This is a genomic window from Paraglaciecola sp. L1A13 (genome assembly GCF_009796745.1).
Lineage (GTDB): Bacteria > Pseudomonadota > Gammaproteobacteria > Enterobacterales > Alteromonadaceae > Paraglaciecola.
Genome location: NZ_CP047024.1, coordinates 4,653,889 through 4,667,089, shown reverse-complemented (window position 1 = coordinate 4,667,089; position 13,201 = coordinate 4,653,889). Strand labels below are relative to the sequence as shown.

Annotated in this window: 16 protein-coding genes; 5 read left to right on the top strand and 11 right to left on the bottom strand. The window is 40.9% G+C overall.

Annotation, left to right across the window (positions count from 1 at the left end; translation table 11 throughout):
- Position 1: 1 nt before the first annotated feature.
- The gene (locus GQR89_RS19860) at positions 2 to 868 is read right to left on the bottom strand and encodes an NAD-dependent epimerase/dehydratase family protein (RefSeq protein ID WP_158771825.1); all 867 of its coding nucleotides are present in this window, start codon (positions 866 to 868) and stop codon (positions 2 to 4) included.
- A gap of 16 nt (positions 869 to 884) precedes the next feature.
- Positions 885 to 1,664, bottom strand: a complete 780-nt coding sequence (locus tag GQR89_RS19855; RefSeq protein ID WP_158771824.1) for a DUF2884 family protein — start codon at positions 1,662 to 1,664, stop codon at positions 885 to 887.
- 276 nt (positions 1,665 to 1,940) lie between these two features.
- Here GQR89_RS19855 and GQR89_RS19850 point away from each other — a divergent pair, with 276 nt between their 5' ends.
- Positions 1,941 to 2,141 (top strand): hypothetical protein, encoded by a 201-nt coding sequence (locus tag GQR89_RS19850; RefSeq protein ID WP_158771823.1) that lies wholly within the window; start codon positions 1,941 to 1,943, stop codon positions 2,139 to 2,141.
- Positions 2,142 to 2,166: 25 nt separating this feature from the next.
- Here GQR89_RS19850 and GQR89_RS19845 read toward each other — a convergent pair whose 3' ends face one another.
- From GQR89_RS19845 to GQR89_RS19825, 5 genes are all read right to left on the bottom strand, one after another.
- Positions 2,167 to 3,411 (bottom strand): mechanosensitive ion channel family protein, encoded by a 1,245-nt coding sequence (locus GQR89_RS19845; protein ID WP_158771822.1) that lies wholly within the window; start codon positions 3,409 to 3,411, stop codon positions 2,167 to 2,169.
- Positions 3,412 to 4,308 (bottom strand): acyltransferase, encoded by an 897-nt coding sequence (locus tag GQR89_RS19840; protein WP_158771821.1) that lies wholly within the window; start codon positions 4,306 to 4,308, stop codon positions 3,412 to 3,414.
- Between the two features lie 4 nt (positions 4,309 to 4,312).
- Complete coding sequence (locus GQR89_RS19835; RefSeq protein ID WP_158771820.1) at positions 4,313 to 5,215, bottom strand: acyltransferase; 903 nt, start codon at positions 5,213 to 5,215, stop codon at positions 4,313 to 4,315.
- 112 nt (positions 5,216 to 5,327) lie between these two features.
- Positions 5,328 to 5,903, bottom strand: coding sequence for an HNH endonuclease (locus GQR89_RS19830; RefSeq protein WP_158771819.1), 576 nt, complete (start codon positions 5,901 to 5,903; stop codon positions 5,328 to 5,330).
- Positions 5,904 to 6,087: 184 nt separating this feature from the next.
- The gene (locus GQR89_RS19825; RefSeq protein ID WP_158771818.1) at positions 6,088 to 6,663 is read right to left on the bottom strand and encodes a pyridoxamine 5'-phosphate oxidase family protein; all 576 of its coding nucleotides are present in this window, start codon (positions 6,661 to 6,663) and stop codon (positions 6,088 to 6,090) included.
- A 276-nt stretch (positions 6,664 to 6,939) separates the two neighbouring features.
- Between GQR89_RS19825 and GQR89_RS19820 the strand changes: the two genes are divergently transcribed.
- From GQR89_RS19820 to GQR89_RS21395, 4 genes are all read left to right on the top strand, one after another.
- A complete protein-coding gene (locus GQR89_RS19820) occupies positions 6,940 to 7,482 on the top strand; it encodes a carboxymuconolactone decarboxylase family protein (RefSeq protein WP_158771817.1) in 543 nt (180 codons plus the stop codon).
- Positions 7,483 to 7,675: 193 nt separating this feature from the next.
- A complete protein-coding gene (gene dusA, locus GQR89_RS19815) occupies positions 7,676 to 8,713 on the top strand; it encodes a tRNA dihydrouridine(20/20a) synthase DusA (RefSeq protein ID WP_158771816.1) in 1,038 nt (345 codons plus the stop codon).
- 209 nt (positions 8,714 to 8,922) lie between these two features.
- Positions 8,923 to 9,198: a hypothetical protein gene (locus tag GQR89_RS19810; RefSeq protein WP_158771815.1), complete on the top strand. Its 276-nt coding sequence runs from the start codon at positions 8,923 to 8,925 to the stop codon at positions 9,196 to 9,198.
- Between the two features lie 9 nt (positions 9,199 to 9,207).
- Complete coding sequence (locus GQR89_RS21395) at positions 9,208 to 9,366, top strand: hypothetical protein (RefSeq protein ID WP_199271345.1); 159 nt, start codon at positions 9,208 to 9,210, stop codon at positions 9,364 to 9,366.
- A gap of 31 nt (positions 9,367 to 9,397) precedes the next feature.
- Here the strand turns inward: GQR89_RS21395 and GQR89_RS19805 are convergent, their stop codons facing one another.
- From GQR89_RS19805 to GQR89_RS19790, 4 genes are read right to left on the bottom strand one after another with little or no spacing between them, the layout of a single operon-like run.
- Entirely contained in the window at positions 9,398 to 10,447 is a 1,050-nt protein-coding gene (locus tag GQR89_RS19805) for an acyltransferase (RefSeq protein ID WP_158771814.1), read from the bottom strand.
- A gap of 15 nt (positions 10,448 to 10,462) precedes the next feature.
- The gene (locus GQR89_RS19800; protein ID WP_158771813.1) at positions 10,463 to 11,113 is read right to left on the bottom strand and encodes an acyltransferase; all 651 of its coding nucleotides are present in this window, start codon (positions 11,111 to 11,113) and stop codon (positions 10,463 to 10,465) included.
- Positions 11,114 to 11,164: 51 nt separating this feature from the next.
- Positions 11,165 to 12,508: a fatty acid--CoA ligase family protein gene (locus GQR89_RS19795; RefSeq protein ID WP_158771812.1), complete on the bottom strand. Its 1,344-nt coding sequence runs from the start codon at positions 12,506 to 12,508 to the stop codon at positions 11,165 to 11,167.
- Positions 12,505 to 13,200 (bottom strand): SDR family NAD(P)-dependent oxidoreductase, encoded by a 696-nt coding sequence (locus GQR89_RS19790; protein ID WP_158771811.1) that lies wholly within the window; start codon positions 13,198 to 13,200, stop codon positions 12,505 to 12,507. Before GQR89_RS19790 ends, GQR89_RS19795 begins: the two co-directional genes overlap by 4 nt.
- Between the last annotated feature and the right edge of the window lies 1 nt (position 13,201).

The following is a 13,201-nucleotide window of genomic DNA, read 5'->3' as shown; positions in this document are numbered from 1 at the left end:
GTTATAGCATGTCGTAGGGGCTAGGGTATTCGAGGGTCAGCGATAGTCTCTGTAAGGAATAACTGGCATCAATTCGTTTACCGAGTTTAGGCTTAGTCTCACTTACAAAATGAGGCGCTGGTAAGCCAAGCTTATTCGCAGCCCACGTGTAATATTCTTGACGCGAAGGATGTGCTTGAGCGGCTAAATGCAGTGTTTCTCCCCATACATGCCCACCTATTATTTTTTCAATTGCGCTGATGACATCTTGCTGGTGGATAAGGTTAACGACCTGACTTGCTCCACTTAAGTGTTGCCTTCCCGCCAGAAATTTACCCGGGTGACGAGCAGGCCCTACCAAACCAGCCAAACGCAATATACAGGCTGACTGTTTAAGGTGTTGAAGAATAAACGCTTCTATTGCTTGATGGGCACGGCCCGACTCGGTTGTAGGTGCTACTTCACTTTGCTCGGTGACATCCTCTAGCGCATCGGAGTAAACAGCACTAGTACTTATGAATATAAGCTTGGCAGATTGATTTATACTGACTTGAGTGATCAACATACACATATCGGCGACAAACTGTTGGCTAGCTTGAGGGTTGTCGGCGAGATGTTTGCGTCCAGGCGGAATATTAATAATGACAACATCATTGTTGAGTAATTCCGCAGCGTCCTTGTGAGTAAAAAGACTTTCACCTAGAGAGAAAGGGTAAGCATTTAGGCCATCCTCTTTAAGGGTAATGATGGTTTGTTCGCTGCGCGCAGTAACACGCACGTGATAACCATTTTGATTTTTTGTTGAGTTGGGAGTCTTGCTCATTTTAACGCTAAGCGTTGTCGCGAGGGGCTGACCTAGCCAGCCACCGCCAAAAATAGATACGTTCATAGTAAACTTTGTAAAATTACATTGAGTAGTGTTTTACCTGAAGTACGTCCATATCTGCAAGCTGAGGGACGTCATTTTGCAGTTTTTCTTCTAAGCGATCGATATTTGCCAAGCTAGCACATAATACTTCAGCACGTGCTTCAAGGGCTTCGCTTTGGTGATCGAATTTATGTTCCATGTCCTCGGCAAAGGTTTCCATACGCTGCTCGAACTCGTCAAAATCGCCACCGTTGAACATCAGCTCGCTACCAATTGTAACCATTATTTGACCAATTGAGTGCGTCACGATAGTTTCTATGGCTTTTTCGAATTTATCTTCGAACGCTTTACTTAAAAATTCATCTTCACCGAATTGGGCTGAATTTAAACGTATTTTACCATCGTCACCGTAAAAACTGCGGTCTAGCTCTCGTTTAAGTTCTTGTAATTGCTCAGTGATGTCAGCCACCACTGCGCTGTCTTCACCTAGTAATTGGGTGAAGGTTTCATCTAATGCATATGTGGCTAGTTCAATTGCGTCCGAGGCTATACCCGCAGCTGCTGGTACAGCCGCATTAATACTGTCGTAAAATTCATTTAAGTGTGCCTGTTGCTTGGCAGACAAACTGGTTTTCTGATCATTAACATACAGCTGCTTACTTTGGTTAATAACGATTTTATTTTCTTGCTCTGTAGTAAGGGTTAGTACTTGATTTTCGAGTTGCAAAGCGCCGTTGAATTCTACGTCGCATTGTTGTTCTGCAGCTGTTGCAGTGGTGCTTAACATAAGAGCGGTACAAAAAATAAAATTACGCATGGCCATTTTTCCTTTGACGTTAATTTAATTAGTTCACTTAGCTGTGAGATGAAAGTTACCAAGCAAGTACTGAACCAAACTAATAATATTCTTTAAAAACAGATGGTTGATTGTCAGGCGTGTAACGTGAAAGACGATTTTTATACTGTGTTGCTATTAAACCTACTAATAGTTAGGCAATTTCGCCAGTCTATGTTTTCTTGTCAAAATTAATATATAATTCCGGCATAATTTGTGTGGGCTTTTAGAATCGTTATACTATTTTGAGGAACAAAGATGAGTAATTGGACTGATGCAATATTGTTTGGGTTTGGTTTAGTAGCGTTTGTTTTAGGCGTAAGCAGTATCATCATGGGATTTATCGCTCAACCAGCAGCTCAAGAATCGGCTATGAAATCACGTGTTGAATATGGCTTCTTCGGTGTATCTGGCGTGGTATTGTTTATGTTATTTTGGTATGCCTTGTCTGTAAGCTAAATGCCTACAGACAATTGTTAGTTACCTAGTGAGGCCTATCACTGATGCGTTGATAGGCTCGCAATCCAAATACTGGCAACATCGCTAGTGCATGATCAAAAATATCCGCCTGAATACCTTCATAAGCGATCCAATCTTTATTGGCGCTAAAACAATATATCTCTAGTGGTAGGCCCAGTTCAGTGGGAGGGAGTTGACGCACCATCAAGGTCATATCTTGATTTATGCTTGGGTGGTGATGTAAATAGGATACTAAGTATGCGCGAAGTGTCCCTATATTGGTTAAACGGCGACTGTTTAGAAGGTCTTGAATATCAATTTTTTGCTCTTTGTGATAAGCGTCTAATTCGGCACGTTTATTCTCTATGTACTCGTTGATAAAGCGTATGTTACAGAAGTCATTAAGCATATCTTGATCGCAAAATTTAATGCTGTTCACATCAATATATAACGAGCGCTTAATGCGCCGTCCCGCTGACTCTGACATGCCCCGCCAGTTTTTCATCGAATCAGTGATCAGGCTATAAGTCGGTACGGTAGAGATAGTTTTGTCCCAGTTTTGAACTTTAACCGTAGTAAGCCCGACTTGTAAAACAGTACCGTCGGCTCCGTACTTAGGTAATTCAACCCAATCACCAGTGTTCACCATACGGTTAGCGGCAATTTGAATGCCTGCTACAAAACCCAAAATTGTATCTTTAAAAAGCAACAGTAATATGGCTGTGACTGCACCTAATCCAGATAGCAGTAATAGTGGCGATTTATCTAATAAGTTGGATATGATCAGTAAGCCAGCAACGATCACGATAAATAACTTACCCACTTGAATAAACCCAGTGACTGGCGCGCGTTTAGCTAATTCTGAGGCGTTATAAACATCTTCAACGGTATTAAGTAAGGCACTACTGGCGGCTACCGCGGCGATTAACATGTAAATGACCGCAATTTTTTGGAGCATTGAAAAAAGAATAGGGTCTTCAACAAGCATACTGCTGCATAGATAAATCACCATAGCTGGCACAATATGAGCGATCCGTCTGAATACACCATGTTCGTGCAGTTCGTCGTCTATGGTGTTTTTACTATGAAAAATGACCCGAGTAAGTCTGCCGGTTAATGCCATCCGTGCTAATAGAAAACTAAGCCATGCTAAACACAACAGTAGCACCACCGCCGTTATGGCAAATAACCCCCCATCATTGCTTACTGTTAGGCCAATCAATTCATAGCCTTGGATGATATAGTCACTTAGTTGTGCACTTTGTTCCACTTATTTGTCTCCGTGTAATTGCTTGATTTGGTTATCTTTATGCGCCCAGCGTGCATTCAGCCAAGATTGAAAATTATCTCTGAAGTCATTATCACTAAAATAATCACCAATAATCCCCTGCTCAATTGGCATCACGCTTGCGCGCAATATAACCTTACTTAGTCTGCCTGCTAACATATCTAACATGGGCCGATTCGGGTTGTTAGGGTACATCAGCGTGACATCTAAAATACCTGTGAATAACTCACCCATTGCAGCGAGGGTAAAGGCTATTCCGCCAGCTTTTGGGGGTAACAAATGGGTAAAAGGGCTGCTGCGATGTTGGTGTTTTTGCGTGGTAAATCGACTGCCCTCGACAAAATTAATGACTGTGGTGGGACATTCTCTAAATTTTTCACAGGATAGCTTGGTAGTTTGAATATCTTTACCTTTCAAGTGAGGATATTTTTCAACGAATTCTCGGCTGTATCTTTGCATAAATGGCATATCCAGCGCCCATGCGCCTAAACCCACAAAAGGTAACCAAATTAATTCTTTTTTAAGGAAGAATTTTGGGGCGGGGATCTTATCTGCTGCAAAGTCCACCAGCAAAATAATATCTAACCAACTTAAGTGGTTTGGCATCATCAGATACCATTCTGTTTTGCTCAGAGTGCCTTCAATTTCTACATCTATTTCAATCCGATTAAACAGACGAATAAGGTGTACGCTCAGCACTCCGAAAGCGCATAACATGTAGTCGAGAAGGTGATTAACAGGTCTAGAAACTAATGCAAAAGGCAGTATGAGCTTGATTAGTCCAAAGAAAATAATTAACACTGCCCAAAACGATAAGTTAATGATTTGCAGACAAAGATGGACCGGGAAAATAAGCACACTGCGTAATATCGAAAGCATCGGCCTACTGCTCTGCCGACATTTGCTCAATTCTACGGTCTTTTTCCGCCCAAACACTATTTAGCCAGCGCTGAAATATCACGCGCTGTGCTGGGTTATCGAAGTAATCTTTTGCGAACGCGTCACTTTGCAATAACTCACTGATTGGCGTTACAGATACATGGACTTTGATTGATTTAACTTTCCCGCAAACAAAATCCCAAAAGGTAGGTATTCCTTGCGGATAGTAAATTGTCACATCAAGCAATTTATGTAATTGAGTACCCATAGCACTTAACACAAATGCCATGCCGCCAGCTTTGGGTTTTAATAAATGTTGAAATGAGGGGGATTGACGCTGATATTTTTCAGGCGTGAAGCGTGTGCCTTCAACGAAATTCATAATGCTTACTGGTTTAGTTTGAAACTTTTCACAGGCTTTTTGAGTGGTTTCCAAGTCTTTACCTTTTAGGTGTGGGTTTTTCGCCAAAAACGACTTAGTGTAACGACGCATAAAAGGGAATTCCAAGGCCCACCAAGCAATTCCTAAAAACGGCACCCATATAAGTTCTTGCTTTAAAAAGAATTTAAGAAAAGGAATTTTGTGATTAAACACCCGTTGCAGAATAAGAATATCCACCCAAGATTGATGATTAGCGATGACCAAATACCAGTCTTGCAGGGTGAGTGATTCGGTGCCGGTGACTTCGATTTTTGTGCGGCTAAATATATTTTGATTAATGTTATTAACCGTTATCCATGACGTTGCACATCCATCCAATGGATAAGACAATGCTGTGCGCCAAATTTTTATAGGGATAAGTTTCAAAAACGACAGTAATACGATGGGGATCACCCAAAAAACTGTATTAATGAAATACAAAATAACCGAGAGCACACCCATAACATTGCCAAACAACCGCGCCACTACATTCACCCCAATACCAATCAAATACGAACAATTGCGTAGTGTAAACTAAAGTTGAATAAACCTAATAGCGAAGTATCACTGTTTTTAACCAATTTCGCCCTAAGTTGACCTAAATACCGACAGTATTGAGGTTATATGATGTTTCCCATTCTCGGTTTTTAGAAAAGTGACTGCCCAAAAATGCCATCTGATCGACGCGTATTCGCCGATTCATTAAATAGAATCTTTCATAAATATTAGGCGTAAAGGGCACGGCGATTAACGTTAACCCAGCTTCCTCTGGCGTGCGATCGGCTTTAAAGCAATTGCAGCGAGTGCAAGCTGATGCACTGTTGGTCCAAATATCACGCCCTCCTTTTGAACGGGGTATAATGTGGTCCCGAGTGAGTTCTGTAATACGGAATTTTTGCCCACAATACATGCACAGATAATTATCTCGGCGAAATAGGTAACGATTGTTTAGTGGAACCTTGCCGGAAGGTCTGGTGACTTTACCTTCGCAACCGATAATAGATGATAAGGCTAGGCGGCTTCGTAAGCCTTGATTATTCCAGCCTCCACGTAATACACGTTTACTATCACCTAATTCGAACAGCACTCTGTCTTGAGCATAGTATTTGGCCGCTTCTTCTAAGGTTATCCATGCCTGAGGTAGGCCAGATTTGTTCAATCTTAATACCAACATACACTTGCCTCGCTAAAGGTAGACAAAATAAATTTTGCTTGGGTAATCCTGAAACACTTCGGCTACGCTTAAAAATCGATCTTACCACTGTACTGTGTACTTATTTTGACCAACTGTCATTAATTGTTATTTTCCAATACGTATGTATCGCATATAAAAGTGAAGCTAAAACAAATTATACAAGCTAGGGCCGGATGGATTCTTCATGCCAATGAGATTGCGCGTCTTGACGGTATAATACGCGCAAATGAGGAGCAGGCATTAGGCGTAAATAATCTACTTGAGTGATATGCAATCTCAATAGTACGAAGTGTTCGCTAGGATTGGCCGCATCATAATCGTCAGCATAACTTTCACGCAATGCGTCGCTTAGATTTCGCCAATGGGCATGTCGCAGCTTTTGAGTATAATAATTAGAATGTTCATTCATATTATCAGTATGCTGACTCTCTATGCTAGGCTGATGCCCGATACAATCCATATGGCCGCTAAAACGAAATTGCTCTCGGGTTTTTTCGAAGTACCAGCATGCCTCGACCTGACTTTCTTGGGTTAGATGAGACACCTTTTCACTGCGATTGTCTGTGTGCAGGTATATTTGGTTTTTACTTTCATTGAACCCTCTAAATACTATAGTACGGCAGTGGGGGTGGCCATGATGGTCTACGGTAGCCAATTGTAAATAACGACTTGTCGCTGAGGATAAATGTGCTTCTAATGCACGTTCTATAGCAGATTGCCAAGATGGATGTTGCTGCATAATTGCTCCTAACAGATAAAACCTAGGTAAAGCTTAATAAGCGTATATTGATGATATCTTAAATTTAAAAGTCTCAATCTTAATATATTTGTAATGGCTAGTTATTTATTATTAATTCTTACAAATCAACTACTTAAAGGAATAAGTAGAGTAAGAGGAAATGCAAATTGAACGCTTGCTCAAATAATAATTGAACGATCGTTCATTCATGTGTATCTTAATACCACTGGCTAGGCAGTAGTCATCTTATTAATTTTATAAACTGGAGAATTAACAATGGCAGATTTCACCCTTCATACAGTAGAAAGTGCACCAGAAAAAAGTAAACCTATTCTTGAGCAATCTCTAAAAACCAATGGCATGATACCTAATTTGCATGCAGTAATGGCAGAAGCGCCTGGTTTGCTTGAGGGTTACCAAGTCTTGCATAAGTTATTCATGGATTCTTCTTTCGATGCAGAAGAGCTTACCGTCGTATGGCAGACCATAAATGTGGAGCACAATTGCACTTACTGTGTTCCTGCTCATACCGCTATCGCAAACTCAATGAAGGTTTCATCTGAGTTAACAGAAGCGCTACGTAATAAAACTGCTATGCCTACTGATAAATTACAAGTACTTCACGACACTACATTGGCGATGGTACGTGGTCGTGGTGTGATATCAGATGACGTTATAGATACGTTTTTTGCCGCGGGTTACGGACAAAGACAACTACTCGAAATTATTTTAGGTTTGTCACAAAAGGTAATGAGTAACTATACAAATCATATAGCGAAAACACCTGTTGATGCGCCATTTAAAAAATTCGCGTGGTAGTAGTGTGAATTAGTAAAAACTTAGGCCGCTGTATAGCGGCCTTTTTTGTGGATGATATGCATAACATGTATAGAGTTGCTTACTAATGCTATAATACGCCGCTAGTTTATCCTCACAGGCATGTAGTGAGGGTCTCGGGGATAACTACTAGTGTCTGGCGTTTATTAAAAATTCTAAATATCAAAGGTTTGCAGTGAATAATTCATCCTCTTCAATCAACCGCACCATCTCTGTCGCTCCAATGCTTGATTGGACCGATAAGCATTGTCGTTATTTTTTGCGTCAAATATCTAAGCATGCATTGCTGTATACCGAAATGGTGACCACCGGCGCTATTATTTTTGGTAAAGGCGATTACTTAGCATACAACGATGCGGAACATCCAGTTGCGTTGCAATTAGGTGGTTCTGACCCGACAGATATGGCGCGTTGTGCTGCACTTGCGCAAGAGCGGGGCTATGATGAGGTAAACATCAACGTAGGGTGCCCATCAGATCGAGTTCAAAACGGACGATTTGGCGCATGCTTAATGGCAGAGCCAAGTACTGTGGCTAAGTGTATTGAGGCGATGCAAAAGGAAGTAGATATACCGGTGACAGTTAAATCACGTATCGGAATCGATGATATGGATGAGTATCAGGATCTAACTAATTTTATCCACGTTGTAGCTGATAGTGGATGTAATATTTTTACTGTGCACGCTCGAAAAGCATGGCTAAAAGGTCTAAGCCCGAAAGAGAATCGTGACATCCCTCCATTGATGTATGACCGAGTATATGCCCTTAAAGAAGAATTCCCCCAGTTGAATATAAGTATCAATGGTGGCGTGAAAACATTAGACGATGCTGCATTGCATTTAGAAAAGCTCGACGGCGTAATGATTGGCCGCGAGGTATATAGTAATCCTTATATTCTTGCCGATGTAGACAGACGTTTTTATCAAAATGATAGTGCAGTACTTACTCGTGAAGAAATAGTACACGCCATGTTGCCTTACGTTGAAGCCCAAATGGCCAGTGGCGCTAGAGCATGGAATATCGCCAGACATATGTTAGGTTTATTTCAGGGGCAGCCTGGAGGGCGCATTTGGCGTCGGTATTTGAGTCAACATGGAACAGGACAAAGTAAAAATGGTTTGCAAGTTGGGCCGGAGTTACTTATCAACGCCCTAGCTGCTGTTAATGAAGCACGAGCGACGGCCAAAGCATATCAAGATACGAGAGTTAGTTAATTTAACCACCTAGGTGGTTATTTTTACGAATCTGTTGTTTTTTTCACTTAACTTAAGTTTTCTGTGTGCTGTTATTTTATTTAAAATTCAACCTAATCAATTGATTACGAAAAAATATCACTTGGCACAACTCTCGCAATAATTTCTTCGACTTAACTGTGACAAGCAAAATAAGCATCGTCACATTACTTTTAAAGATGAGGAATATTATGTTTACTAAATCAACTATCGCTGCCATTGCATTAACGTCTACTTTTGCTTTTAGTTCACACGCTTCGGCTGCTGAAGTTAACTTAGAGCAATTCGTAAGCCACTTAATGGTGAAAACCATCGAAAGCACTAAAACAGAGCTTCAGTATGGAATACAAGAGGCGGTGTTAACCGCAAGTAATATGTTTAGCATTAATGATGAGCCAGTCATTGCTAGTAAGGTAACCATCACTGATTTAGATGAAATAAAAGTGACAAAAAACCGAACTGAGTAGGATATGAATATGTTTGATCATCATGCCCTTATTACGCTTTTACTCGCACCAGTGGTCGCTTATTTAGCGGGTGTAATTTTGTTTTCAGTCGTTGCCTACCTGCAGGAAAACAAGGCAGTAGCTTTGGGCTTTACAGTTTCAAATATAAATAGCGGTCACTCTTTGTAGTATTGATCGCTGTAATATTGTTGAAGATAATTTACTTAGCAATCATTGGCATCCAATGAACTAACTTACCCCATCCCCATTTTTTTATTTCATCCACTTTAATCGCTTTACATAATATTTCAGACACCCAAGAAAGCCCGATATACATAATTAGCACAATGCATAAGCGCTTGGGCCAGCCAGTAGAGAATACCAAATTGACAATTGGCTCTATTACAAAGTAAAGAGGCATATGTCCTATGAAAACAATGATCGTGTTACGTGAAAAAAAGCGCACGATACGCCCAGCTTTCATGCGACTAAACACCACAATACTAAAGATTGTATTACATAAATAAACGATTGAAACTGCAATAGATGTGTACAGCGCATTCATCAAATCAGTGCTAACTTGAATATTTTTAAACGGAAAGCGGCGTGTAACATTTATCTCATTTAATATTACAGCCCAAAGAATTATGAATGTTGCCCAAGCAATTACGCCTAGAATTAAACCTTTGGAACTGTCTTGATCTTTCTGTTGGCACATATACATACCGAGCATAAATAGCGTGAGCCAATTCGGTAATGACATGTAAGCTATAAAAGTGGAATGGTCATGAATAAAATAACTGCGTGTTAGAATTTCTACTATTAGACTTAATATAAGTATCAAAGGGGTTACCTTAATACGGTATAGAACCAGTGCCCAAAGCAAAATAATATGAAAATACGTACCGATAAACCATGTGGTGGGATTGGCAGGAAAAAAATTAAAAATGACATTAATGCCGAACACAAACGGTGCGTAATTACTCTCAGAAATATCGTTGATGACAAAATAACTGATTACGCTAATAAATAGCGCAATGACAATTCCCCAGAAAAACATTGGAAATAAACGATTATAGCTAACTTGGTACCTAGGGCCGGTCGCTTTGCCCAGCCCCCAGCCCATAATGAAGACAAACATCGCTACACCTAGTTGCTTCGGATAAACTGGCTGGGTAAATTGATCAAATGGATCACCAAAAAAATGCCCAAAAACGATTAAAAACATACCAACCGCTTTCATCCAATCGACGAAGTCGCAACGTTTCATATTATTTCCTCAGCGTTAAGCCTGTGATTTTAAGGCTGGGTTCTTTAGTTCTGTGGCAGTTGCTTCTTCAGTTGCCGTTGGCGCGAAGCTTTTAACAAATCTTGCAGGGTTACCAGCGACCACAACATTCGCTTTTACATTGGTGTTAACCACGGCTCCCGCTGCCACCAGTGAGCCTTTTCCAACGCTAGCTAGTATTATTGCACCCTCTCCAACCCATACATTTTCGGCGATATTTATGCGATTAATATTGCTTGACGAGAAAGGCATCCATTCTCCACTTTCGTCGTTACGCAAATGTTGGGTGTTACCGCTGAGTAAGCTTGAATGGCTGCCTATTAGGCAATTCTTCCCTAAATGCGCTGAACCTATAGAACAGTATATGCCGGTGTATACGTTGTCCTCTACTACCGTACTGCGGTGCGCGAATATTGTGCCAAAGCCTATAAAACTATTTAAAGAGCACTTTTCCAGAGTTAAAGAATAAAATGCCCTACGTAAGAACACGCCTGGCAGTCCTGGCAATATGGAGAATAGGTGAGTCCAGAAGGAAAAAATGGCCTCTGAATGCTTACTTAATGAAGACTCTAACCAACAGGTGATTGCCATGGGTAACACTAATAATTGACATAAGCGGTTTATAAATAATTTAAGTGCGTGGTACATAGTAAATATCCTTAATTACGAGTAGCTCCGATTCAATTTGTGGCAAATTGGTTAAGAGCGTTTGCGCATCCTTTTGAACCGTGCATTATGAGTATAGCTATCAATCAGCGTTATTTTTTTAGGAATTTTGTAGGCCTGTAAAAGACCTTCGCAATGCCGTCTCAATCTAACTTTGAATTCCGTTAACGTCTCATCAGTACTGAGTTTAACTTCTATGGCCACAATCATCCCCGTAATCGTGTGTGGTAAAGAATACACAGCTGCATCTTCGACACCTGGCATATCTAGCACAACACTTTCCACCTCAGCAGGGTAGACTTTTTCACCGCCAACGTTGATGATTTCACTTTGTCTGCCAAGTATTTTAAGCCACTCCCCATCTTGCTCAACTTGATCGCCAGTGTCCAAAAAACCATCCTCATCGAATGGCGACGGGGCATTCAGGTAACCAAGCATCGCTGACTCAGATTTTATCCAAAGACGACCATCGACTATTTTTGTCTCAAATTCTGCGCCACCGACCTTTACCCAGAGTGATTTAGAGTCTCTAGATTTAGAGCGTAATATACCGACTTCTGACAGCCCATATGTTTGCAATAGTTTAGTTTCCGGGAACCTAGTCGTTATAGCTGTTAGCGTGCTATCAGGCATGGTCTCAGTCCCGTAGGTAATGAGTTTGAGGGAACTTAAATCAACATTATCGGCGGCGCCAGATAATAAAAGCAGGTTGAGAAATGTAGGTGACGTAGGTAGTACTTCCACCTTGTGTTTTTCAATGGCCTGGCAAACCGACTCTGGCGTGCGGTGAGACGGCACCACTGCGGTGCCCCCATTAGCCAATGTGTATAGTAGTGTGTTCACTCCACCAATATGGTCAAACTGCAAAAATGCTAGCGTACGCATCATTTTTCTTGGCACGGTAAATTTATTTAGCAGTTGTGACAGATCATGAAATATCGCTTTACTTTTACCCGTCGAGCCAGAAGAAAATAATACCAGCCCAGGGTGGTTTTTTTCTCGTAGTACATCGTATAAAGGGTGTGCTGGCCGGTTATTTGTTCTTATTAGCTGAGTGTCGTTTTCACTGACAATAATATCATATTGATTTTGAGCTATATCGCAGAAGGTTTCAAAATGCGCCTTCGAATCATTGGAAAGCGGCACAATTATATTGCGGTTATGGGTCAATGCTAAAAATAAAGAGATACTTTCTGCACAATAGTCAGACTTGATGCTGACCACCTCACCTGGTCTTATATTTTCCGTTGCTATCCAGTCCAACCAGTTATGGTATTTTTCTAATAATTCACCGTAAGTAATAATATTGCTGCCAACCGCAACTGCCTCTTGGGTTTCGAGTTCAGACATTTTGTCTAATAGAAATTGCACTGTCATGATATCCCTCCTAGATAAATTATCTGCCCGGTAATCATGTTGCTCTGGGGCTTCATGAAAAAGTCGACCAGGTTCAGTACATCCTCTGGTTTTGCCATTTTTTGTATAGATTGCTGCTCTACTAAACGTGAAATTTTTTCTTCGCTAACACCGCTAATTAAATCAGTAGCGATAGGTGATGGGCCGATGGCATTGCACGTAATATTAAATGTACTGAGTTCTTTAGCAATCACTCGAGTAAGAGATTCAACGGCACTTTTTGAGGCTGCGTATGCAGCTTCACCTTGCAAATTCATGGGAACTGCAACTGTGCTCATATTTATAATTCGCGGATTGGGCGACTTTCTGAGCAAGCTAATTGCTTTCTGACTGCACATAAACGTGCCTGCATAATTGACGTCCATGGTTTCACGCATATTTTTGAAGGGGGTAAGTGCAAACGCATTCATTCGAGCAACGCCAGCATTGTTTATTAACACATCTATATATTTGAAGGCTTTTCGGATTTTAATAAATAGTTCTTGAACGTGCTCTTCGATTGCAACGTTGGCTTCAAAGTGATGGTAATTGGGGTGTGAAACTTCACTCGTACTTCTAGAGCACCCAATAACCAAATGCCCCTGAGCTAATAGATGCTGCACAATAGCTAAACCAAGCCCACGGCTTGCTCCTGTAACCAATATGTGTTGCATG

What these genes read in the sequence shown, in the direction of transcription:
- GQR89_RS19860 (WP_158771825.1), bottom strand. Translation starts at nt 868, where the DNA reads ATGAACGTATCTATTTTTGGCGGTGGCTGGCTAGGTCAGCCCCTCGCG.
- GQR89_RS19855 (WP_158771824.1), bottom strand. Translation starts at nt 1,664, where the DNA reads ATGCGTAATTTTATTTTTTGTACCGCTCTTATGTTAAGCACCACTGCA.
- GQR89_RS19850 (WP_158771823.1), top strand. Translation starts at nt 1,941, where the DNA reads ATGAGTAATTGGACTGATGCAATATTGTTTGGGTTTGGTTTAGTAGCG.
- GQR89_RS19840 (WP_158771821.1), bottom strand. Translation starts at nt 4,308, where the DNA reads ATGCTTTCGATATTACGCAGTGTGCTTATTTTCCCGGTCCATCTTTGT.
- GQR89_RS19830 (WP_158771819.1), bottom strand. Translation starts at nt 5,903, where the DNA reads ATGTTGGTATTAAGATTGAACAAATCTGGCCTACCTCAGGCATGGATA.
- GQR89_RS19825 (WP_158771818.1), bottom strand. Translation starts at nt 6,663, where the DNA reads ATGCAGCAACATCCATCTTGGCAATCTGCTATAGAACGTGCATTAGAA.
- GQR89_RS19820 (WP_158771817.1), top strand. Translation starts at nt 6,940, where the DNA reads ATGGCAGATTTCACCCTTCATACAGTAGAAAGTGCACCAGAAAAAAGT.
- GQR89_RS19810 (WP_158771815.1), top strand. Translation starts at nt 8,923, where the DNA reads ATGTTTACTAAATCAACTATCGCTGCCATTGCATTAACGTCTACTTTT.
- GQR89_RS21395 (WP_199271345.1), top strand. Translation starts at nt 9,208, where the DNA reads ATGTTTGATCATCATGCCCTTATTACGCTTTTACTCGCACCAGTGGTC.
- GQR89_RS19805 (WP_158771814.1), bottom strand. Translation starts at nt 10,447, where the DNA reads ATGAAACGTTGCGACTTCGTCGATTGGATGAAAGCGGTTGGTATGTTT.
- GQR89_RS19800 (WP_158771813.1), bottom strand. Translation starts at nt 11,113, where the DNA reads ATGTACCACGCACTTAAATTATTTATAAACCGCTTATGTCAATTATTA.
- GQR89_RS19795 (WP_158771812.1), bottom strand. Translation starts at nt 12,508, where the DNA reads ATGACAGTGCAATTTCTATTAGACAAAATGTCTGAACTCGAAACCCAA.
- GQR89_RS19790 (WP_158771811.1), bottom strand. Translation starts at nt 13,200, where the DNA reads ATGCAACACATATTGGTTACAGGAGCAAGCCGTGGGCTTGGTTTAGCT.